Origin of the sequence: Bartonella sp. 1-1C (assembly GCF_002810325.1) — a bacterium.
Taxonomy (GTDB): Bacteria; Pseudomonadota; Alphaproteobacteria; order Rhizobiales; family Rhizobiaceae; genus Bartonella; species Bartonella rochalimae.
This window is the reverse complement of the sequence record NZ_CP019489.1, coordinates 465,263-485,498: the sequence shown is the minus strand read 5'-3', so window position 1 is coordinate 485,498 and position 20,236 is coordinate 465,263. Positions and strand designations below refer to the sequence as shown.

General features: G+C 39.1%; 31 protein-coding genes. All 31 read right to left on the bottom strand.

Annotation, left to right across the window (positions count from 1 at the left end; genetic code table 11):
* Positions 1-173: 173 nt before the first annotated feature.
* The 31 genes from recA to tuf all read right to left on the bottom strand — a co-directional run bounded on the left by recA (position 174) and on the right by tuf (position 20,171).
* Positions 174-1,217 carry a recombinase RecA gene (gene recA / locus B11cv2_RS02245; RefSeq protein WP_100693133.1) on the bottom strand — a complete coding sequence of 348 codons (1,044 nt, stop codon included), beginning with the start codon at positions 1,215-1,217 and terminating at the stop codon, positions 174-176.
* Between the two features lie 373 nt (positions 1,218-1,590).
* Positions 1,591-2,910, bottom strand: a complete 1,320-nt coding sequence (locus B11cv2_RS02240) for a replication-associated recombination protein A (RefSeq protein ID WP_100693132.1) — start codon at positions 2,908-2,910, stop codon at positions 1,591-1,593.
* 9 nt (positions 2,911-2,919) lie between these two features.
* Positions 2,920-4,314 (bottom strand): DegQ family serine endoprotease, encoded by a 1,395-nt coding sequence (locus B11cv2_RS02235; protein ID WP_100693131.1) that lies wholly within the window; start codon positions 4,312-4,314, stop codon positions 2,920-2,922.
* 295 nt (positions 4,315-4,609) lie between these two features.
* On the bottom strand, positions 4,610-5,038 hold the full coding sequence (rplQ, locus tag B11cv2_RS02230) for a 50S ribosomal protein L17 (RefSeq protein ID WP_100693130.1): 429 nt from the start codon (positions 5,036-5,038) through the stop codon (positions 4,610-4,612).
* A gap of 23 nt (positions 5,039-5,061) precedes the next feature.
* The gene (locus B11cv2_RS02225; RefSeq protein ID WP_100693129.1) at positions 5,062-6,075 is read right to left on the bottom strand and encodes a DNA-directed RNA polymerase subunit alpha; all 1,014 of its coding nucleotides are present in this window, start codon (positions 6,073-6,075) and stop codon (positions 5,062-5,064) included.
* 95 nt (positions 6,076-6,170) lie between these two features.
* Entirely contained in the window at positions 6,171-6,560 is a 390-nt protein-coding gene (gene rpsK / locus B11cv2_RS02220; RefSeq protein WP_035006048.1) for a 30S ribosomal protein S11, read from the bottom strand.
* A gap of 134 nt (positions 6,561-6,694) precedes the next feature.
* Positions 6,695-7,063 (bottom strand): 30S ribosomal protein S13, encoded by a 369-nt coding sequence (gene rpsM, locus B11cv2_RS02215; protein WP_100693128.1) that lies wholly within the window; start codon positions 7,061-7,063, stop codon positions 6,695-6,697.
* Positions 7,064-7,246: 183 nt separating this feature from the next.
* On the bottom strand, positions 7,247-7,825 hold the full coding sequence (locus B11cv2_RS02210) for an adenylate kinase (RefSeq protein WP_100693127.1): 579 nt from the start codon (positions 7,823-7,825) through the stop codon (positions 7,247-7,249).
* On the bottom strand, positions 7,822-9,168 hold the full coding sequence (gene secY, locus B11cv2_RS02205) for a preprotein translocase subunit SecY (RefSeq protein WP_100693126.1): 1,347 nt from the start codon (positions 9,166-9,168) through the stop codon (positions 7,822-7,824). Before secY ends, B11cv2_RS02210 begins: the two co-directional genes overlap by 4 nt.
* 157 nt (positions 9,169-9,325) lie before the next feature.
* Complete coding sequence (gene rplO / locus B11cv2_RS02200; protein WP_100693125.1) at positions 9,326-9,793, bottom strand: 50S ribosomal protein L15; 468 nt, start codon at positions 9,791-9,793, stop codon at positions 9,326-9,328.
* Between the two features lie 20 nt (positions 9,794-9,813).
* Positions 9,814-10,020, bottom strand: coding sequence for a 50S ribosomal protein L30 (gene rpmD / locus B11cv2_RS02195; RefSeq protein WP_100693124.1), 207 nt, complete (start codon positions 10,018-10,020; stop codon positions 9,814-9,816).
* Between the two features lie 30 nt (positions 10,021-10,050).
* The gene (gene rpsE, locus B11cv2_RS02190) at positions 10,051-10,599 is read right to left on the bottom strand and encodes a 30S ribosomal protein S5 (RefSeq protein ID WP_100693123.1); all 549 of its coding nucleotides are present in this window, start codon (positions 10,597-10,599) and stop codon (positions 10,051-10,053) included.
* Between the two features lie 95 nt (positions 10,600-10,694).
* The gene (rplR, locus tag B11cv2_RS02185; protein ID WP_078688456.1) at positions 10,695-11,057 is read right to left on the bottom strand and encodes a 50S ribosomal protein L18; all 363 of its coding nucleotides are present in this window, start codon (positions 11,055-11,057) and stop codon (positions 10,695-10,697) included.
* A 12-nt stretch (positions 11,058-11,069) separates the two neighbouring features.
* Positions 11,070-11,603, bottom strand: a complete 534-nt coding sequence (gene rplF / locus B11cv2_RS02180; protein WP_100693122.1) for a 50S ribosomal protein L6 — start codon at positions 11,601-11,603, stop codon at positions 11,070-11,072.
* A gap of 38 nt (positions 11,604-11,641) precedes the next feature.
* The gene (rpsH, locus tag B11cv2_RS02175; RefSeq protein ID WP_100693121.1) at positions 11,642-12,040 is read right to left on the bottom strand and encodes a 30S ribosomal protein S8; all 399 of its coding nucleotides are present in this window, start codon (positions 12,038-12,040) and stop codon (positions 11,642-11,644) included.
* A 14-nt stretch (positions 12,041-12,054) separates the two neighbouring features.
* Complete coding sequence (rpsN, locus tag B11cv2_RS02170; RefSeq protein ID WP_100693120.1) at positions 12,055-12,360, bottom strand: 30S ribosomal protein S14; 306 nt, start codon at positions 12,358-12,360, stop codon at positions 12,055-12,057.
* 24 nt (positions 12,361-12,384) lie between these two features.
* Entirely contained in the window at positions 12,385-12,942 is a 558-nt protein-coding gene (gene rplE / locus B11cv2_RS02165) for a 50S ribosomal protein L5 (RefSeq protein WP_100693119.1), read from the bottom strand.
* Positions 12,935-13,249 (bottom strand): 50S ribosomal protein L24, encoded by a 315-nt coding sequence (gene rplX / locus B11cv2_RS02160; protein ID WP_100693118.1) that lies wholly within the window; start codon positions 13,247-13,249, stop codon positions 12,935-12,937. The genes rplE and rplX overlap by 8 nt, the downstream gene beginning before the upstream one ends.
* Before the next feature lie 12 nt (positions 13,250-13,261).
* Positions 13,262-13,630, bottom strand: coding sequence for a 50S ribosomal protein L14 (rplN, locus tag B11cv2_RS02155; protein ID WP_013545242.1), 369 nt, complete (start codon positions 13,628-13,630; stop codon positions 13,262-13,264).
* Between the two features lie 147 nt (positions 13,631-13,777).
* Positions 13,778-14,017 carry a 30S ribosomal protein S17 gene (gene rpsQ, locus B11cv2_RS02150; protein ID WP_100693117.1) on the bottom strand — a complete coding sequence of 80 codons (240 nt, stop codon included), beginning with the start codon at positions 14,015-14,017 and terminating at the stop codon, positions 13,778-13,780.
* Between the two features lie 11 nt (positions 14,018-14,028).
* Complete coding sequence (gene rpmC, locus B11cv2_RS02145; protein WP_100693116.1) at positions 14,029-14,229, bottom strand: 50S ribosomal protein L29; 201 nt, start codon at positions 14,227-14,229, stop codon at positions 14,029-14,031.
* Positions 14,230-14,241: 12 nt separating this feature from the next.
* A complete protein-coding gene (gene rplP, locus B11cv2_RS02140) occupies positions 14,242-14,655 on the bottom strand; it encodes a 50S ribosomal protein L16 (RefSeq protein WP_100693115.1) in 414 nt (137 codons plus the stop codon).
* Between the two features lie 36 nt (positions 14,656-14,691).
* Positions 14,692-15,402 (bottom strand): 30S ribosomal protein S3, encoded by a 711-nt coding sequence (gene rpsC, locus B11cv2_RS02135; RefSeq protein ID WP_100693114.1) that lies wholly within the window; start codon positions 15,400-15,402, stop codon positions 14,692-14,694.
* Positions 15,402-15,791, bottom strand: coding sequence for a 50S ribosomal protein L22 (rplV, locus tag B11cv2_RS02130; protein ID WP_100693113.1), 390 nt, complete (start codon positions 15,789-15,791; stop codon positions 15,402-15,404). Before rplV ends, rpsC begins: the two co-directional genes overlap by 1 nt.
* 2 nt (positions 15,792-15,793) lie before the next feature.
* Complete coding sequence (gene rpsS / locus B11cv2_RS02125) at positions 15,794-16,072, bottom strand: 30S ribosomal protein S19 (protein WP_035006078.1); 279 nt, start codon at positions 16,070-16,072, stop codon at positions 15,794-15,796.
* Positions 16,073-16,087: 15 nt separating this feature from the next.
* The gene (gene rplB / locus B11cv2_RS02120; RefSeq protein WP_100693112.1) at positions 16,088-16,921 is read right to left on the bottom strand and encodes a 50S ribosomal protein L2; all 834 of its coding nucleotides are present in this window, start codon (positions 16,919-16,921) and stop codon (positions 16,088-16,090) included.
* Positions 16,922-16,941: 20 nt separating this feature from the next.
* Complete coding sequence (locus B11cv2_RS02115) at positions 16,942-17,235, bottom strand: 50S ribosomal protein L23 (protein WP_100693111.1); 294 nt, start codon at positions 17,233-17,235, stop codon at positions 16,942-16,944.
* The gene (gene rplD, locus B11cv2_RS02110) at positions 17,232-17,852 is read right to left on the bottom strand and encodes a 50S ribosomal protein L4 (RefSeq protein WP_100693110.1); all 621 of its coding nucleotides are present in this window, start codon (positions 17,850-17,852) and stop codon (positions 17,232-17,234) included. The genes B11cv2_RS02115 and rplD overlap by 4 nt, the downstream gene beginning before the upstream one ends.
* Positions 17,852-18,592 carry a 50S ribosomal protein L3 gene (rplC, locus tag B11cv2_RS02105; RefSeq protein ID WP_100693109.1) on the bottom strand — a complete coding sequence of 247 codons (741 nt, stop codon included), beginning with the start codon at positions 18,590-18,592 and terminating at the stop codon, positions 17,852-17,854. Before rplC ends, rplD begins: the two co-directional genes overlap by 1 nt.
* A gap of 27 nt (positions 18,593-18,619) precedes the next feature.
* Positions 18,620-18,928, bottom strand: a complete 309-nt coding sequence (gene rpsJ / locus B11cv2_RS02100) for a 30S ribosomal protein S10 (protein ID WP_100693108.1) — start codon at positions 18,926-18,928, stop codon at positions 18,620-18,622.
* A 67-nt stretch (positions 18,929-18,995) separates the two neighbouring features.
* On the bottom strand, positions 18,996-20,171 hold the full coding sequence (tuf, locus tag B11cv2_RS02095) for an elongation factor Tu (RefSeq protein ID WP_035006025.1): 1,176 nt from the start codon (positions 20,169-20,171) through the stop codon (positions 18,996-18,998).
* Between the last annotated feature and the right edge of the window lie 65 nt (positions 20,172-20,236).

The following is a 20,236-nucleotide window of genomic DNA, read 5'->3' as shown; positions in this document are numbered from 1 at the left end:
AAAAACCAAATAACTACCTAATACAGCACTCTTTGCTAGCTTTAGTGCTTTAATCAAGATAGAAATATTCTCTGCAAAAAAATAAAAAGTAAACGATCTTGTACTTCAAAATTCTAACAAATAAAAATAGAATAAACTTTAAATAAAGGAATCCTATTCAAACTAATATTATATCAGATTGTTTCCTCACCCTCTGTACTTTCTACTCCAGAATTTTCTAGCAATTCAATTGCGATTAGACCAGCATTCTGTCGTAAAGCTGTTTCAATCTCAGCCGCTATCTCTGTGTGTTCACATAAAAACTGCTTTGCATTTTCACGCCCCTGCCCTAAACGCTGAGAATTATAAGAGAACCATGAACCAGATTTTTCTACAAGACCAACTTTAACACCTAAATCTATTAATTCCCCTAATTTAGAAATGCCCTCACCATAAATAATATCAAATTCAACTTGCTTGAATGGAGGTGCTAACTTATTCTTTACAATCTTAACGCGAGTCTGACTCCCAATAATTGTATCACGATCTTTAATAGCACCAATGCGACGAATATCCAAACGAACAGAAGCATAAAACTTTAAAGCATTTCCACCTGTTGTTGTCTCAGGAGAACCAAACATCACACCTATTTTCATACGAATTTGATTGATAAAAATAACCATACAGTTAGATCGAAAAATCGATGCTGTTAATTTTCGTAATGCTTGACTCATCAACCTAGCTTGTAATCCAGGTAAAGAATCCCCCATTTCACCATCAATTTCTGCACGTGGTGTCAAAGCTGCAACTGAATCAACAACCAGCACATCAACAGCACCAGAACGAACAAGTGTTTCTGTAATTTCCAATGCCTGTTCACCAGTATCTGGCTGAGAAATAAAGAGATTTTCTAAATCAACACCAAGTTTACGCGCATAAATAGGATCAAGAGCGTGTTCTGCATCGACAAAAGCACAAACCCCACCATTTTTCTGCGCTTCAGCAATAGAATGAAGAGCTAATGTTGTTTTCCCAGAACTTTCTGGTCCATAAATCTCAATAATGCGCCCTTTTGGTAGTCCACCTACCCCCAAAGCAATATCCAAAGATAACGAACCAGTCGAAACCGTCTCAATTTCAACAACTTGCTCTTTCTGCCCAAGACGCATAATCGAGCCTTTACCAAATGAACGTTCAATCTGTGAAAGAGCAGCCTCTAAAGCTTTTGTTTTATCCACAACTATATCCTTAGTGAGTTATAACAAATTTAATACACAGTATATACTGTTCTCTTCACCTAATTAAAGCCTCGAATTTGGATGTTCACAGACTATTTCTTTTATTCTTAGTTAGATTCAGCAAAATCCAATTCTCTCCACTTAAAAGAAACTATGTTTTCTTCAAGAAATAACATATTAGGGAGAGTCGCTTACATACTAAATTTACATACTGTTAATACCTTATTTCTTAAAATAAACCAAATATCCTTTACTCCATAAAATAGCAGTAAGTTCTTTTAGGGTAATCTGAATCTTAATTAAAATTATAATAATTATGATTAAATACAAAAAAACAATCACAAATACATTCTATCTTACTCTCTCTAAAATTTTATTTTTGATTAACTCGTTTTTGTCGTAATTTCTTCCACCAATCAAGACGCTTTATAATTTCCCGCTCAAAACCACGTTCTTGTGGCTGATAATAAATCTGATGGCTAAGTTCTTCAGGAAAATATTCTTGCCCTGAAAACGCATCTTGTTCGTCATGGTCATAACGATAACCATGCCCATATCCCTCTTCTTTCATAAATTTTGTAGGAGCATTAAGAATGTGCTTAGGAGGAGATAAAGAACCGTTTTTGCGAGCACTATGCATTGCCGCTTTATAAGCAAGATAAGTTGCATTTGATTTTGGTGCAGTTGCAACATAAAGACATGCTTGCACAAGAGCTAACTCTCCTTCAGGTGATCCTAAATAATTATAAGCATCTTTTGCTGCATTACAAATTACAAGAGCTTGTGGATCTGCTAAACCAATATCTTCAATAGCTATGCGAACCAACCTACGCCCAATATATAAAGGATCTTCACCCGCATCAAACATACGTGCAAGATAATAAAGTGCGGCATCAGGGTCAGAACCACGAACTGACTTATGCAATGCTGAAATAAGGTTATAATGACTATCTCTTCCTTTATCATAAATCGGAATTCGACGCTGAATTATGGCCTGCAGAGTTTCGGTATTAAAAACTTCTTCTGGCTGTGCAGCACGCCAAATATCTTCTGCTAATGTTAAAGCTGCTCGTGCATCACCGCCAGATATCCTTATTAAAATTTCTCTCGCATGATCATCTAAAGGCAGTGATTTTCCCTCTACTTTTTCAGCACGTTTCAAAAGTATGTCCAAACTTTCATTATCATGCGCGCGAAAAGTTAAAACACGTGCACGTGAAAGAAGAGCAGCATTAAGTTCAAATGAAGGATTTTCAGTTGTTGCTCCTACAAGAATTATAGTTCCATCTTCCATAAAAGGTAGAAAACTATCCTGTTGAGAGCGATTAAAGCGGTGAATTTCATCGATAAATAATAATGTCTGACATCCAGACATCAAACGGGATCGGGCTACTTCAAAAATTTTCTTTAGTTCCGATATTCCAGTAAAAATAGCAGAAACTTGTTCAAAAGCAAAATTTGTTTCAAGTGCCAACAAACGTGCTACCGTCGTTTTACCTGTACCTGGTGGTCCCCAGAAAATCATAGAACTAAAAGAGCCAGACGCAACCATGCGCGAAAGAAAGCCTTCCGCTCCAATTAAATGGTTTTGCCCTACCATTTCATGAAGAGAGCGAGGACGCATCCTTTCTGCAAGGGGACGATTTTGATTAACACAAGAATCAAAGGGTAAAGTATAAAAATCTTTATTCAAATAAAACTCTCAACGAATCAGTTGACGAATATGTAAACCATTGCGCTCATATTCTAGTTCCCAAATATGTGAGTGTTTTTGCATAAGCATTTTTTTTAACTGACTCACAGTTTGAATTTTATGACCATTAACAGTATGCAAAATATCTCCAGGACGAAAAATACCCGCAGCATTACTTCTTTGGTCAACCTTAGTAATTATCACACCTTTCACAGTAACAGGAAGATGAAATCGTCGACTATTGTACTGCGTTAAATCTAATACTTCCGCACCAGAAAGAGGATTTTCTCCCACAATTTTTTCAGATTGTACAAATGCAGATTCTGGTGTTGATAATACAGTTATTTCTGTTTTAAAAATTTTTCCATCCCGTAAATATTCTAAAACAAGGCTCTGCCCAATCCTAGTTGTCATTAAACGATATCCAAGACTATCTGGACTCTCAATTTGCATCCCTTGCACACTCAAAATAACATCACCCACTTTCAAACCAGCTTTCTCAGCCGGACTACCTTTGATAATCTCAATAATGAGTGCACCATACGAATGTTCTAAACCCAAACCACTTGCAATATCAGGTGTAATACTTTGAAAAGATGCTCCAATATAAGGCGGCACAAGAAACTTTTCACCACGCTTAACTGTATCAAGCACAACCTTAATAAGATTAGCTGGGATAGCAAATCCAATCCCTACAGAACCACCTGAACGTGAATAAATAGCCGTATTAATCCCAATTAATTGACCTTTCATATCAATTAAAGCCCCACCAGAATTACCTGGATTAATAGCAGCATCTGTTTGAATGAAAAAATCAAAATCAGAAATACCTATACGCGTACGTGCTTGTGCTGAAACAATGCCGCTTGTAACCGTCTGACCAACACCAAAAGGATTACCAATTGCTAGAACAAGATCTCCAACTTCCACTGCATCAGAATCTCCTAAAAGGAGAACAGGAAATTGAGCACCTTTTGAATTAATTTCAAGTACTGCAATATCCGTTGTTTCATCCTTTAATATAACTGTACTTTCAAATTCCCGGCCATCAGAAAAAGCAACTTTAATTTCGCTAGCATCCTTAATGACATGGTAACTAGTAACAATCAAACCACGTGCATCAACAATCACCCCAGATCCTAATGATGACTGAGTACGCAAAGATCGCTTACCTTGATAACGACCAAAAAATTGTTCAAAAAAAGGATCTCCCTCAAAAGGCGAACGTACTCTAACTTTCCGTGCAGCATAAATATTCACAACGGATGGAACAGTCTTTTTCACTAAAGGAGCAAATGAAAAAATAATATCTGACTGTTTTTGTGGAATTTGAGCATTCGCATAACAAAACGTTATTTGTACCATAATCACAAAAAAAAGCCCCATTAAAATAGAATATTTCATTATTAGCTCCTTCAAAAACAAAAGCTTACTTCTTAATAAGATAAGAAAACCTTCTTACTTACCTTGAAAATCAGTGATCATCACTAAATAATCAATGATTTAGGCACAAAAAATTTATCCAAACAACAAACAATATAGAAATTAAACAACTCAACGAATAAAGTCGCCTCTCTCCTTTTTACATAATAGAAAAAATTAGCTCTACAATTTTAATGAAAAAAACCCCTTAAAATTTAATAAAAAAACCGCCTTTAAAAGACGGTTTTTAAAAATCTAATAAGAAAAATTGCTCCTTTTATGAAGCAGCTTCTTCTTTAACAGCTGTTGTCTCCATACGTGCATAATCAACAGCACCTTTTGCGTCAACATCGCGATCAACAAACTCAATAACAGCCATAGGAGCATTATCACCAGTACGAAAACCTGCTTTCATAATACGCAAATAACCACCTTTACGTGATGCATAACGTACCGCTAATGTATCAAACAATTTCGCAACATGCCTCGCATCACGAAGAGCTGAAATCGCTTGCCGACGTGCATGCAAATCTCCACGCTTACCAAGCGTAACTAATTTTTCAACGACAGGACGAATTTCTTTAGCCTTTGGAAGCGTCGTCATAATCTGCTCATGCTCAATAAGCGAAGCCGCCATATTTGCAAACATTGCTTTACGATGACTAGCAGTCCGGTTCAGCCTACGACCTGATTTACTGTGGCGCATAAGCCTTCTCCTTCAATTTTAATTTAATACTGATCTTCATAACGTTTCGCAAGATCGTCAATGTTATCAGGAGGCCATGCAGGAATTTCCATCCCAAGATGGAGTCCCATACATGCGAGAACTTCCTTAATTTCATTCAATGATTTGCGTCCAAAATTTGGTGTCCGAAGCATTTCAGCTTCTGTTTTTTGTATAAGATCACCAATATAAACAATATTATCATTTTTAAGACAATTTGCTGAACGCACTGAAAGTTCTAATTCATCCACCTTTTTGAGCAAGGCTGGATTAAAGGAAAGTTCAGAGTCCGGCTCTTCCACCAATTCTTTTTGTGGCTCTTCAAAGTTAACAAATACCAACAATTGATCTTGAAGAATACGAGCTGCAAAAGCAATCGCATCTTCACCATTAACAGCACCATTCGTTTCGATTGTTAACGTCAATTTATCATAATCTAGAATCTGTCCTTCACGTGTATTCTCTACTTTATAGGATACTCTACGAACTGGCGAATAAAGGCTATCAACGGGAATAAGCCCTATTGGTGCATCATCAATACAATTTCGCTCCGATGGAACATAACCCTTTCCTGTATTGATAATAAGTTCCATGCGAACTTCTGCGTCCTCATCCAATGTGCAAATCACATGCTCCGGATTAAGAATTGCCATATCCCCAACTGTTTGTATATCTCCAGCCTTAACCACTCCGGGTCCCTCTTTACAGAGAATAACCCGCTTAGGCCCCTCCTCTTCCATACGTATAGCAATCTCTTTGATATTTAAAATAATATCTGTAACATCTTCACGAACACCGGGAATTGACGAGAATTCATGTAAAATACTATCAATTTGTACAGCAGTAACTGCAGCACCACGAAGTGATGATAACAATACACGACGCAATGCATTTCCTAATGTCAAACCGAAACCACGCTCAAGAGGTTCTGCAACCACACTTACAATATTCGGATCATTATGCGCGTGAAACTCAACCTTACTGGGTTTAATTAATTCCTGCCAGTTTTTCTGGATCATATTTTTATTCCTGTTCTTTAGTTCCGTTACCATTCAATCGCAACGGCCAGCGTGAACATCGGAGAAAGCTCCGACAATGAAAAACAATACCCAAATTAAACACGCCGCCTTTTTCGCGGACGACATCCATTATGAGGAATTGGTGTCACATCACGAATGGAAGTAATTAAAAAACCAACAGATTGCAATGCACGTAAAGCGGATTCACGACCTGCTCCGGGCCCACAAACTTCAACTTCCAATGAACGCATACCATGTTCTTGTGCTTTTTTGGCACAATCCTCTGCGGCAACCTGTGCAGCAAAAGGCGTAGACTTACGTGATCCCTTAAATCCTTGAGCTCCAGCAGATGACCATGCAATTGTATGTCCCTGAGAATCAGTAATAGTAATCATTGTATTATTAAATGTTGAATTGATATGTACAACACCTGATGAAATATTCTTACGCTCGCGACGACGAATACGTGTGGCTTCCTTGGCCATAGTCTTCCTTTCAACGATCTCTTTACTGCAGTAATACCAGCAGCTCTATCTTATTCACTCTTGTTTTAAATATTCAACAAAAACAAAATATCTAAAATAAAACCCTCACAATCAATTAAAGCAATTAAATATTTTTACTTTTTCTTACCAGCAATTGCTTTAGCAGGACCTTTACGCGTACGCGCATTTGTATGCGTACGCTGCCCACGAACAGGCAAAGAGCGACGATGGCGTAAACCACGATAACAGCCAAGATCCATCAAACGCTTTACACTCATCGCAACCTCCCGACGGAGATCTCCTTCAACCTGATAGCTTTGATCTATTGTCTCACGAATCTGTAAAACCTCTGCATCCGAAAGCTCATGTACACGACGCTCTGGAGAAATACCAACTCTCTCGATAATTTCCTGAGCAAATTTTTGTCCAATCCCGTAGATATATTGAAGCGCAATAACTACACGCTTATTTGTCGGGATATTGACACCAGCAATACGGGCCACGCCTATTCTCCTTGAGTATGTTAACAGTTTACCATAAAACACTTGAAGCATTTTATAGAAAAAAATGGGTTCGGCTCAAACATATTCCGAATCCCGTTATTCCTACTGAAATGAATCAAAGCGATTTCTGATAGATTTCATTATAAAAGTCAACTCTTTTCAATTTATTTCTGATAAAGTCCTTCATTTAAAAAGCTCTTTAATTGCGCGCGATACATCAGAAATATCAGCCATTCCATCAACCGTTTTTAGTAATCCAATATCCGAATAAAACTTTGACACAGGAGCTGTTTTCTCGCGATACTCAACTAATCGTTTTGCAAAAGCACTAGGATTATCATCTGAACGAACCAGCCCACCAGAAACAACCGCTTCTTGTACACGCTTTTTTATACGCTCAATCAATGCATCTTCATCAACAACAAGCTCAATAACCGCATCAAGTTGTACATTTTTTGATTTTAAAATTTGCTGCAATGCCTCTGCTTGTGCCAAGGTCCGCGGATACCCATCCAATATAAAACCACCTGCACAATCACTTTCACTAATACGATCTGATACAATTTGATTAACAATATCATCAGAAACCAAAGAACCAGATTCCATTATCGCTTTAGCTTCTTTCCCAACTTCTGTTTTTTTCATAATAACTGCACGCAGCATATCACCGGTGGACAACTGAGGAATATTATATTCCTCTGTAAGCATTTTAGCTTGCGTACCTTTGCCAGCTCCAGGAGGACCTAAAAGAATTACCTTCATCGTTTTCTTCTACCTCCACGAAGCTTTGATTTTTTAATCAATCCCTTATATTGATGTGCAACAAGACTGCCCTGAATTTGAGCGACCGTATCAAGTGTAACAGTAACAACAATGAGTAAAGATGTACCACCAAGATAAAAAGGAATATGCAATGTTGATATCATAAACTCAGGAAGTAAACAAATCAGAATAATATAAATAGCTCCAATAACAGTAATACGTGTTAACACATAATCAATATACTCAGCTGTACGCTCACCAGGGCGGATCCCTGGAATAAAACCAGAGTGCCTTTTTAATTGTTCAGCTGTATCACTTGGACTGAATACAATAGCTGTATAGAAAAAGCAAAAAAATGCCATCAAAACAGCGTAAACAATCATATAAAGTGGTTGTCCATGACTAAGGAAAAAAGAAATATTTTGGACCCATTGCGGCATTTTATCAGAAAAATTATTAATAGTTGCAGGTAATAATAATAAAGATGAAGCAAAAATTGGCGGAATAACACCAGCAGTATTTAATTTCAAAGGAAAATGAGACATATCACCTTGAAACATCTGATTTCCAACTTGACGCTTTGGATACTGAATAATAATCCTCCTTTGTGCCCGCTCTACAAAAACAATAACTCCAATAATAAGAACAGCAGCAACAACAATTCCTATTAATAAAAAAGTTGATAAATCAGCTTGACTATGAGCAGTTAAAAGTTGAGCAAACGTAGAAGGGAAATTTGCTACAATACCTGTAAAAATAATAAGAGAAATTCCATTACCAATGCCACGTGATGTAATCTGCTCACCAAGCCACATCAAGAATATTGTTCCACCAACTAATGAAATAACTGCTGAAATACGAAATATTATACCTGGTTCTATAACTACTTGGAGACCTGTTCCTATGCCAGTTTCAAGCGCAACGGCAATACCAAAAGCTTGTAAAACTGCCAATATAACGGTCATATAACGAGTATATTGATTGACGATCTTACGACCCAACTCACCCTCTTTTTTGAGAGCTTCTAATGAAGGAACAATCGATGTTAATAACTGTACAATAATTGATGCTGATATATAAGGCATTATACCCAATGCAAAAATTGCCATCCGTCCAACAGCACCCCCAGCAAACATATTAAATAGTCCTAATACACCAGATGCATGATGTTCAAATGTTTGTCGTAAAACATCAATATTAATGCCAGGTAGAGAAATATAAGTACCAAAACGATACACAAGAAGCGCAGCCAAAGTAAACCAAATACGTTTTTTTAATTCAGTTGCACGCGAAAAAGCGCCAAAATTCATATTGGAAACCAATTGCTCTGCAGCCGATGCCATAAATTTTCTCCAGTTTATAGGCTAAATTTTTAACTTAAATAAACATAATCTTTAGAATTCATACCACCATATAAAAACAACGAAAGGCTCAATATTCTTTATAAATAATGAAGTAAAAGAGAGGCCATATTTCCCTGCATTGTTTACGTCGTAATAATTATTGAGTAACTTTGCAAAAATTAACCTGACCACCAACCTTTTCAATCTTTTTACGAGCCATTTCAGAAGCCCCAGAAACATTAAACGTAATCTTAACTTTTAGCTCTCCATCAGAAAGAAGACGCACACCATCTTTTACCCGACTAATGATACCAGCTTCTTTTAATGTAATAACATCAACTGATTTCTCAATATCCAATTTACCCACATCAACTGCTAACTGAATACGGCCTAATGAAACTTCATTGTAAGCTTTAGAAAATAAATTCTTAAATCCGCGCTTTGGTAAACGGCGATAAATAGGCATTTGCCCCCCTTCAAAACCATTAAGCGATACACCAGAACGTGACTTCTGACCTTTAACACCACAACCACCAGTTTTACCAGTCCCAGAACCAATCCCACGCCCAATACGCTTACGGCTCTTTGTTGCGCCCTCACGATCACGTAATTCATTGAGCTTCATTTTATATACTCCTACAACCTTTAATTTTTCTCTATAACGCGAACAAGATGCTTAACCTTAGCAATCATACCTCGCACACAAGGTGTATCCTCCAAAACACGACGACGATGCATTTTATTTAATCCAAGCCCCTTTAATGTTGCACGTTGAACTTGCGGTTTTCGAATCGAACTTCTAATTTGTTCTATCGTCACAGTCTTGCTAATCTGAGATTTTTTTTGAATCATTTTTAATTCCCTTTTCGACAAGCCTAGACATTATTCTTCCGAATCAATCATATTTTGACGACGCGACTGCAACACTGAATACTTAATGCCTCGCTGAGCAGCAATACTTTTAGGATGGACTTGGCGCTTTAACGCATCAAAGGTAGCACGCACCATATTATAGGGATTTGATGACCCTAATGATTTTGCAACAACATCCTGCATACCGAGTGTCTCAAAAATAGCACGCATTGGCCCACCAGCGATAATACCAGTACCAGCAGAAGCTGCGCGTAACAAAACATAACCAGCACCATGACGACCTTCAACATCATGATGCAATGTACGTCCAGACCGCAGCGGTACATGAATCATTTCACGTTTTGCAGCCTCTGTAGCCTTACGAACTGCCTCAGGCACTTCACGCGCTTTACCGTGACCAAAACCAACACGCCCCTTTTGATCTCCAACAACAACAAGAGCAGCAAAACCAAAACGCCGACCACCCTTCACAACTTTAGAAACACGATTAATATGAACAAGCTTATCAACAAACTCACTATCACGTTCATCCCGATCACTACGCTCTTTTTGTGCCATTCCTCATTCCTTTTTCTTTTCCGGAAGCACGCTAACAAAGTCCCAGTACGAAATATCCTAAAGATCTCCTTACTAAACTTTCTAAGCTACACACTTTAAAAATTTAAACCACCCTCACGAGCAGCTTCGGCCAAAGCTTTTATTCTACCATGGTAAACATATGGCCCACGATCAAAAACAACTTCATTAACACCAGCTTTTTTCGCACGCTCAGCAATTAACTTACCAACAACAAAAGCAGCTTCTTTATCAGAACCACTTTTTAAAGAGTTCTTTAAATTCTTTTCAAGAGTACACGCAGAAACAAGAGTATGTCCACGTGTATCATCAATAATTTGAGCATAAATATTCTGATTTGAGCGATAAACACTAAGCCGTAGACGACCATTAGCAACGGCTTTAATTTGACGACGAACACGTTGGGCTCTACGTTGAACAATCCGCTTAGAAGAAACCATGTCATGAAATCCTTATTTCTTTTTACCTTCTTTACGAACAATATACTCATCTGCATACTTCACACCTTTACCCTTATAAGGCTCAGGTGCACGATATTTGCGAATTTCTGCCGCTACTTGTCCAACCTTCTGTTTATCAATTCCGGAAACAACAATTTCTGTCGGCTTAGGAACTGTTATAGTAACATCAGCTGGTACTTTATAAATGACATCATGAGAAAAACCTAATGACAACTGAATATCTTTACCCTGCAACGCAGCACGATAACCAACACCATTAATTTCCAGTTTCTTTTCAAAACCATCTTTTACACCACAAAAAATATTCTCAATCATTGAGCGTGACATACCCCACTTAGAACGAGCACCCTTTGATTGATCACGTGGTTCTACTAATACAACATTTTCCTCAAGCTTAACTAAAACTTCATCATTAACGACATAACTCAGCTCACCTTTCGGACCTTTTACCTTAACCAGCTGACCATCAACGATAGCGGTAACTCCAGAAGGAACCGGAATGGGTTTTTTTCCAATACGAGACATTATTCTTAACCTGTTTTTTTCCATTTTCTTTAAATTAATCAGAAAACACGACAGAGAAGCTCTCCACCAACATTTTGTTTACGCGCCTCATGATCCGCCATCACTCCGTTAGGAGTTGATAAAATTGAAATACCAAGACCATTCGCCACTAGAGGAATAGCTTTAGCAGAAACATAAACACGACGACCTGGCTTTGAAACACGCGAAATTTCACGAATAACGGCTAAACCTTCAAAATATTTTAGCTCAATTTCAATTGAAGATTTTCCATTACCTAAATCAACCTGATTATATCCACGAATATAGCCTTCCAATTTCAGAACATCAAGAACCCCTGCACGAAGTTTAGATGCAGGAGTAATGACCTTTCCTTTTTTACGACCAAGCGCATTCCGAATACGGGTTAACATATCACCAAGAGGATCTGACATAGACATCTAATAACCTCTCCCTACCAGCTAGACTTAACAATTCCAGGAATATACCCCAAAGACCCAAGATCACGCAATGCAATCCGTGACATCTTTAATTTACGATAATAAGCACGCGGACGACCCGAAATTTCACAACGATTACGAATACGAACTTTTGCAGAATTACGAGGCAACTGTGCCAACTGAATAGAAGCTTTAAAGCGCTCTTCAAGCAAAACTTCCTGATTCATCACTATTGCTTTTAAACGCGCACGACGTGCAGCATAACGCTTCACCATCCTTTCACGACGTTTATTTTTTTCAACGGCACTCATTTTAGCCATAACTTCACCTCGCTATATTTGCCGTTACGAACGAAACGGAAAATTAAAAGCACGCAATAACTCACGCGCTTCATCATCCGTTTTCGCTGTCGTACAAACAATAATATCCATACCCCAAATCTGATCAACTTTATCGTAATTAATTTCTGGAAACACAATATGCTCTTTAATACCCATAGCAAAATTGCCACGACTGTCAAAACTTTTTGGATTCAAACCACGAAAATCACGAACCCGTGGAAGCGCAATTGTAATAAGACGATCCAAAAATTCAAACATACGATCTTTACGTAGTGTTACCTTAACTCCAAGAGGCATCCCTTCACGCACTTTAAAGGTCGCAATAGAATTACGCGCATGGGTAACAACAGCTTTCTGACCCGTTATCAATGCCAAATCTCCAGCTGCAATAGAGGGCTTTTTTGAATCAGCTGTCGCCTCACCCACCCCCATATTAATCACAATCTTATCAAGACGGGGTATTTGCATTTCATTTTTATAATTAAACTTTTCTTGAAGTATTTTACGAACCACTTCAAAATAATGCGCCTTCATACGCGGCTTTTGTTTTTCCTCAGCCATTAATTAATTCTCCTGAACGCTTGGCAAAGCGAACCTTATCACCATCTGCATTCAAACGAAAGCCTACACGAGTAGGCTTACCATCTCTAGGATCAGAGAGTGCTAAATTAGATAAATGAATAGGAGCCTCCTTAGAAATAATTCCAGCTTCTTGCTTTTGCGTTTGACGTTGGTGACATTTAACCATATTAAGCCCAAGAACAAGAGCATTATTCTCCTTTGGATTCACCTTGATGACTTCACCTTTACATCCCTTATCCTTACCGGACAAGATAACCACTTTATCACCTTTTCGAATCTTTTGCATAATATCCACCCCTTATAATACTTCAGGAGCAAGAGAAATGATCTTCATATGGTTTTTACCACGAAGTTCACGGGGAACCGGTCCAAAAATACGTGTACCAATTGGCTCTTTCTTATTATCAACTAAAACAGCAGCATTCCTATCAAAACGAATTACACTACCATCCACGCGACGAATATCTTTGGCAGTACGAACCACTACAGCTTTCATCACATCTCCTTTTTTTACACGTCCACGAGGAATAGCGTCCTTAACCGAAACAACAATAATGTCGCCGACCAAAGCATACTTCCGCTTTGAACCGCCTAACACTTTGATGCACATGACACGACGTGCACCAGAATTATCTGCAACATCGAGGTTTGTTTGCATCTGAATCATGAATGGCCACCTTTTCTTAAATACCCATATCCTGATAAATATTTGATATACCTGAACTTACCCGCCAAATAATGACAAAGTTTTTGTTTCAAAATCCACCAATGAATATAAACTAAAATTAAATTTTAAAACAACCCACCTAGCTAACTAAGCTACACTGTCTTTAACGACAATCCAACGCTTATCTTTCGAGATTGGCTTAGATTCCTGAATAAAAATCTGATCTCCAATTTTGAACTGATTATTCTCATCATGTGCTTTATATTTTTTAGATTGCCGAACCGTCTTTTGAAGCAACGGATGAGAATAACGACGCTCCACCTTAACAACAACAGTTTTATCACTCTTGTCACTAATGACAACACCTTGCAAAATGCGTTTAGGCATATCTTACTTCCTTAAGCCTTATTTTCGTTTATTTTCTGACGAAGAAATGTTTTAACACGTGCAATATTACGACGAACTTGTTTAATACGTGCAGTCTTCTCTAACTGACCTGTTGCTTTCTGAAAACGCAAATTAAACTGCTCTTTTTTTAATTTAGCCAATTCATTTTTCATTTGCTCGAGCGTTTGCGCTCGTAATTCTGCAGCTTTCATCGCCTAACCTCTTTATTCAGAAATACGCTGTACAAAACGAGTCTTAACAGGAAGCTTTGCGGCACCTAACCTAAGTGCTTCACGCGCCACATCCTCAGGAACCCCATCAAGCTCAAACATAACACGCCCAGGCGCAACACGCGCTGCCCAATAATCCACACTTCCTTTACCTTTACCCATACGAACTTCAGTTGGCTTAGACGTAACAGGAACATCCGGAAAAATACGAATCCATACACGACCCGAACGTTTCATATAACGTGTAATTGCACGACGCGCTGCCTCAATTTGACGGGCAGTAACACGCTCTGGCTCAATAGCTTTCAAACCATAAGCACCAAAATTCAAGCTTGTTCCTCCCTTTGAAGAACCATGAATACGCCCCTTAAATTGTTTACGGAACTTTGTGCGCTTTGGCTGTAACATTGCCCTCTACTCCAAATTTCTAACTCAACCACAAAATTAAGCATTTTCGCGGCGACGATTCAATAAAGAACTCGAATGATCACCCTCTACAGCACGACGCTCTGAAGCCATCGGATCATGTTCAAGAATTTCACCCTTAAAAACCCAAACTTTAACACCACAAATACCATAGGCAGTTTTAGCTTCTGCTGTACCATAATCAACATCAGCTCGCAACGTATGAAGTGGAACACGACCTTCACGATACCATTCCATACGGGCAATCTCAGCCCCTCCAAGACGACCAGAGCAATTAATACGAATCCCCTCAGCTCCAAGACGCATAGCAGACTGAACAGCACGCTTCATTGCACGTCGAAAAGCAACACGACGCTCAAGCTGCTGAGCAATAGACTGAGCGATAATTGTGGAATCAATTTCTGGTTTACGAATTTCAACAATATTCAGCGAAGTTTCAGCATTAGTCATCTCTGAAAGCTTGCGACGCAACTTCTCAATATCAGCACCTCTCTTACCAATGATTAAACCAGGACGTGCTGAATGAATAGTTATACGACACTTTTTATGAGGACGCTCAATAACAACCTTAGAAACAGCTGCTTGCTTTAATTCCTCAACTACATACAAGCGAATTTTTACATCTTCATGAAGAAGACGCCCATATTCACCACTATCAGCATACCACCGTGAATCCCAAGTCCGATTAATTCCAAGACGAAGTCCTATTGGATTGATCTTCTGTCCCATTATGCAACCTCCGCTTTTTCTACAACTTCACGAACAATAATAGTGAGATGAGAAAATGGACGTTTCACTCGACTAGCTCGACCACGGCCTCGAACATGAAAACGCTTCATTACAATAGATTTACCAACATATGCTTCTGCAACAATCAAGGAATCAATATCAAGATTATGATTATTTTCCGCATTCGCAATTGCTGATTCAAGAGTACTTCTAACAGTACCAGCAATACGCTTATGCGAAAATGTCAAATCAGCTAATGCCATATTAACTTTTTTACCACGAATCATTGCAGCAACCAAATTAAGCTTCTGCGGACTTACACGAACTGTTCGGGCGACAGCTTTTGCTTCAATATCTTTAAGTTGGCGTGGAACCTTAGCTTTGCCCATCCCTACTTCCTCTTCGCTTTTTTATCCGCACCATGCCCATAATAGGTTCGGGTAGGAGCAAATTCACCAAATTTGTGCCCAACCATTTCTTCAGAAACAGACACGGGGATATGTTTATTGCCGTTGTAAACACCAAAAGTCAAACCAACAAATTGTGGTAAAATAGTAGAACGACGACTCCACATTTTAATAACCTCATTACGTCCACTAGCGCGAACTTTTTCTGCTTTCTTAAGAAGATAGCCGTCAACAAACGGACCTTTCCACACTGAACGAACCACTTTAGACTACCTTTCCTATTTCTTACGCTGATGACGCGAACGCATAATAAACTTGTCAGTGGCTCTATTGGAACGTGTACGCCTACCTTTCGTAGGCTTTCCCCAAGGAGACACTGGGTGACGACCACCTGATGTACGACCTTCACCACCACCATGCGGATGATCAACTGGATTCATAGCAACTCCACGAACATGTGGACGCTTACCACGCCAGCGTGACCGACCAGCTTTACCATCACTAATATTCCCATGATCAGGATTTGAAACAGCACCAACCGTTGCAAAACAACTACCTGAAACCAAACGTTGTTCACCAGAATTAAGACGAAGAATAGCCATCCCTTCATCTCGCCCAACCAATTGCACATAAGCCCCTGCTGAACGCGCAATCTGACCACCTTTTCCAGGCTTCATTTCAACGTTATGAACAATAGTACCAATAGGCATATTATTAAGAGGCATCGCATTGCCTAACTTAACATCAACACTTGAACCAGCAATAACAGAGTCACCAACATCAAGACGCTGTGGTGCAAGGATATAACTCAAGTGCCCATCTTCATAACGAATCAGCGCAATAAAAGCCGTACGATTTGGATCGTATTCCAAACGCTCAACTTTTGCAAACATATCACGCTTGATACGCTTAAAATCAATAAGCCTATAACTACGCTTATGACCACCACCTTGAAAACGGGCAGTAATTCTACCACGGTTATTGCGACCACCTTTCGACGGCAAGCCCTTCGTTAGTCTCTTTACAGGTTTACCTTTATAAAGATCAGAACGATCTACAATAACGAGCTGACGCTGTCCGGGCGTAGTCGAATTAAAATGCTTAAGTGCCATTCTTCTAACCTCTGAACCTTTTATAAGCCTGCTGAAAAATCAATTGATTGATCTTTGACAAGTGTTACAATTGCTTTTTTAACATCACTTTGCCGACCAACAATACCTTTGAAACGCCTCATTTTACCCTTACGAACTATTGTATTCACTGCCTTAACCTTTACACTAAAAAGTGCTTCAATAGCAGCTTTAATTTCAGATTTTGTTGCTTTCTGAGCAACGTTAAAAACAACTTGATTATACTCAGAAAGCATAGTCGATTTCTCAGTAACAACTGGACTTAAAATTACATCATAATAACGAAGATCCGTCATTTGAAACGCTCCTCAAGTGTCTCAACAGCCTCTTTTGACAAAACAAGCTTGCTGCGACGCAAAATATCATAAACATTAATCCCCTGAACTGGTAAAACATCAATATTAGGAATATTAGATGCTGCACGAAAAAAATTCATATCAACTTCTTTTCCACCAATTAACAAAGCATTATTGAAACCAAGTTTAGAAAAATTCATATTCAGCACTTTTGTCTTTGCGTCTCGAATACTAAGCTCGTCAACGATAATCAAATTATCTGTTTTTAATTTGACCGATAAAGCTAAACGCAACCCAAGAGCACGAATCTTTTTAGGAAGATTATGCGCATGACTCCGTATCACTGGGCCATGTGCTTTACCACCACCTCGGAATTGCGGTGCCCGAGCAGAAGAATGACGAGCACGTCCAGTTCCTTTTTGTTTAAACATTTTGGCCCCTGTTCGCGATACATCAGACCGCCCTTGTGACTGATGCGTACCTTTTTGACGACGTGCAAGCTGCCAACGAACAACACGTTGCAAAATATCCTCACGAGGAGTAAGACCAAAAATATTTTCAGAAACTTTCAATTTCCCAGCTTCTTTACCATCAAGAGTTTTTATAATAAGATCCATCATTCAGCTCCCTTAGATTCAGAAACTTCCGCCATTAAGGGAGTTGCCCCCGTTTCCTCTTTAACAAGCCGGCGAATACCAGCAGGTTTTGGTGCATTACTAGGAAGACGCCTTTTTACAGCATCTCGCACTAAAATCCAAGACCCTTTAGAGCCAGAAACAGAACCACGCACTAAAATTAAACCACGATCAACATCCGTAGAAACGACTTCAATATTTTGAGTTGTTACACGTACCCGCCCCATATGACCAGCCATTTTTTTGCCTTTAAATACTTTTCCAGGATCTTGACATTGACCTGTTGAACCATGAGCACGATGTGTAATGGAATTACCATGAGAGGCACGATGCCCACCAAAATTATGCCGCTTCATAACACCAGCAAACCCTTTACCAATACTCACACCTGTTACATCAACCCTTTGACCTGGCACAAAATGTTCCACGGTAATTTCAGTACCAACATCAAGTAGATTATCAGGACTAACGCGAAATTCTGCTATTTTAGCCTTTGGCTCAACTACAGCTTTAGCAAAATGCCCACGAAGAGCTTTAGATGTATTTTTAATCTTAGCAAATCCTACACCTAATTGAACAGCAGTATAACCATTCTTTTCAACTGTACGTTGAGCAATAACCTGACATTTATCTAGACGAAGCACAGTTACTGGCACATGTTCACCAGCATCATTATAAATACGGGTCATACCTAACTTCTGTGCTATTACACCTGAACGCATTGGGGCAGTTCCTTCTGTCTTCAAACCTCAGAGCTTGATTTCAACATCCACACCAGCAGAAAGATCAAGCTTCATCAGCGCATCTACCGTTTGTGGTGTTGGATCAACAATATCAAGAAGACGTTTATGCGTACGCATTTCAAATTGTTCACGACTCTTCTTGTTAATGTGTGGGCCACGATTAACCGTAAACTTCTCAATCCGTGTTGGAAGCGGAATAGGACCACGGACATTAGCACCAGTACGCTTAGCGGTTGACACAATTTCACGCGTCGATGCATCAAGAATCCGATGATCAAATGCCTTTAAACGAATACGGATATTCTGGCCATTCATGCTCTTTATTTCCTTAACATATGAAACGTCCTTGATAATAAAAGACATTTCTCAATGATTATCTCACTTATTCAATAATTTTAGATACGATACCAGCCCCAACGGTGCGACCACCTTCTCGGATCGCAAAACGAAGCTTCTCTTCCATCGCGATTGGAACAATCAAAGAGACATCCATTGCAACATTATCACCCGGCATAACCATTTCCGTTCCTTCAGGAAGCGTAACTATACCCGTAACATCGGTCGTACGAAAATAAAATTGAGGACGATAATTCGTGAAAAACGGTGTGTGACGCCCCCCCTCATCTTTTGTTAAAATATAAGCCTCAGCTTTAAATTTAGTATGAGGGGTAACAGAACCAGGCTTCGCCAATACTTGACCACGTTCAATCCCTTCACGATCAACACCACGAAGCAAAGCGCCTATATTATCACCAGCCTGGCCTTGATCTAAAAGTTTGCGAAACATTTCAACCCCAGTAACTGTTGTCTTAGATGTAGGACGAATACCAATAATCTCTATTTCTTCACCAACTTTAATAATGCCACGCTCAACACGACCCGTAACAACCGTACCACGACCAGAAATAGAAAAAACATCCTCGATAGGCATCAAAAACGGCTGATCAACTGGACGCTCAGGGGTCGGTATATATTTATCAACTTCACTCATCAAAAGACGAACAGAATCTTCACCTATACTCTTATTTGAATCCTCAAGCGCCGCTAAAGCCGAACCCTTAACTATAGGAATATCATCTCCCGGAAAATCATATTTCGATAAAAGCTCACGAACCTCAAGCTCTACAAGCTCTAAAAGCTCGCTATCATCAACCTGATCAACTTTATTGAGAAAAACAACAATCGCTGGAACACCAACCTGACGGGCCAACAAAATATGCTCACGCGTTTGAGGCATAGGCCCATCTGCTGCAGAAACAACTAATATGGCACCATCCATTTGGGCCGCTCCTGTAATCATGTTCTTAACATAATCCGCATGACCAGGACAATCAACATGAGCATAGTGACGGCTCTCCGTTTCATACTCAACGTGCGCAGTAGATATCGTTATACCACGGGCCCGCTCCTCAGGTGCCGCATCAATTTGGTCATACGCTTTAAATTCACCAAAATACTTCGTAATTGCTGCCGTCAATGAAGTCTTCCCATGATCAACATGACCAATCGTACCTATATTAACATGCGGCTTCGTACGTTCAAATTTGCTCTTTGCCATTTGAGCTCTCCATTTTCTGTTCAAATTATGAACTAAGTTTAAAATTAATATACGATTATAAATTA

Coding starts and splice junctions, on each gene's coding strand:
- B11cv2_RS02235 (WP_100693131.1), bottom strand. CDS start 4,314: ATGAAATATTCTATTTTAATGGGGCTTTTTTTTGTGATTATGGTACAA.
- rplQ (WP_100693130.1), bottom strand. CDS start 5,038: ATGCGCCACAGTAAATCAGGTCGTAGGCTGAACCGGACTGCTAGTCAT.
- B11cv2_RS02225 (WP_100693129.1), bottom strand. CDS start 6,075: ATGATCCAGAAAAACTGGCAGGAATTAATTAAACCCAGTAAGGTTGAG.
- rpsK (WP_035006048.1), bottom strand. CDS start 6,560: ATGGCCAAGGAAGCCACACGTATTCGTCGTCGCGAGCGTAAGAATATT.
- B11cv2_RS02210 (WP_100693127.1), bottom strand. CDS start 7,825: ATGAAGGTAATTCTTTTAGGTCCTCCTGGAGCTGGCAAAGGTACGCAA.
- secY (WP_100693126.1), bottom strand. CDS start 9,168: ATGGCATCGGCTGCAGAGCAATTGGTTTCCAATATGAATTTTGGCGCT.
- rplO (WP_100693125.1), bottom strand. CDS start 9,793: ATGAAGCTCAATGAATTACGTGATCGTGAGGGCGCAACAAAGAGCCGT.
- rpmD (WP_100693124.1), bottom strand. CDS start 10,020: ATGATTCAAAAAAAATCTCAGATTAGCAAGACTGTGACGATAGAACAA.
- rpsE (WP_100693123.1), bottom strand. CDS start 10,599: ATGGCACAAAAAGAGCGTAGTGATCGGGATGAACGTGATAGTGAGTTT.
- rplR (WP_078688456.1), bottom strand. CDS start 11,057: ATGGTTTCTTCTAAGCGGATTGTTCAACGTAGAGCCCAACGTGTTCGT.
- rplF (WP_100693122.1), bottom strand. CDS start 11,603: ATGTCTCGTATTGGAAAAAAACCCATTCCGGTTCCTTCTGGAGTTACC.
- rpsH (WP_100693121.1), bottom strand. CDS start 12,040: ATGTCTATGTCAGATCCTCTTGGTGATATGTTAACCCGTATTCGGAAT.
- rpsN (WP_100693120.1), bottom strand. CDS start 12,360: ATGGCTAAAATGAGTGCCGTTGAAAAAAATAAACGTCGTGAAAGGATG.
- rplE (WP_100693119.1), bottom strand. CDS start 12,942: ATGGCTGAGGAAAAACAAAAGCCGCGTATGAAGGCGCATTATTTTGAA.
- rplX (WP_100693118.1), bottom strand. CDS start 13,249: ATGCAAAAGATTCGAAAAGGTGATAAAGTGGTTATCTTGTCCGGTAAG.
- rplN (WP_013545242.1), bottom strand. CDS start 13,630: ATGATTCAGATGCAAACAAACCTCGATGTTGCAGATAATTCTGGTGCA.
- rpsQ (WP_100693117.1), bottom strand. CDS start 14,017: ATGCCTAAACGCATTTTGCAAGGTGTTGTCATTAGTGACAAGAGTGAT.
- rpmC (WP_100693116.1), bottom strand. CDS start 14,229: ATGAAAGCTGCAGAATTACGAGCGCAAACGCTCGAGCAAATGAAAAAT.
- rplP (WP_100693115.1), bottom strand. CDS start 14,655: ATGTTACAGCCAAAGCGCACAAAGTTCCGTAAACAATTTAAGGGGCGT.
- rpsC (WP_100693114.1), bottom strand. CDS start 15,402: ATGGGACAGAAGATCAATCCAATAGGACTTCGTCTTGGAATTAATCGG.
- rplV (WP_100693113.1), bottom strand. CDS start 15,791: ATGGGCAAAGCTAAGGTTCCACGCCAACTTAAAGATATTGAAGCAAAA.
- rplB (WP_100693112.1), bottom strand. CDS start 16,921: ATGGCACTTAAGCATTTTAATTCGACTACGCCCGGACAGCGTCAGCTC.
- B11cv2_RS02115 (WP_100693111.1), bottom strand. CDS start 17,235: ATGACGGATCTTCGTTATTATGATGTAATTTTAAGTCCAGTTGTTACT.
- rplD (WP_100693110.1), bottom strand. CDS start 17,852: ATGGATCTTATTATAAAAACTCTTGATGGTAAAGAAGCTGGGAAATTG.
- rplC (WP_100693109.1), bottom strand. CDS start 18,592: ATGCGTTCAGGTGTAATAGCACAGAAGTTAGGTATGACCCGTATTTAT.
- rpsJ (WP_100693108.1), bottom strand. CDS start 18,928: ATGAATGGCCAGAATATCCGTATTCGTTTAAAGGCATTTGATCATCGG.
- tuf (WP_035006025.1), bottom strand. CDS start 20,171: ATGGCAAAGAGCAAATTTGAACGTACGAAGCCGCATGTTAATATAGGT.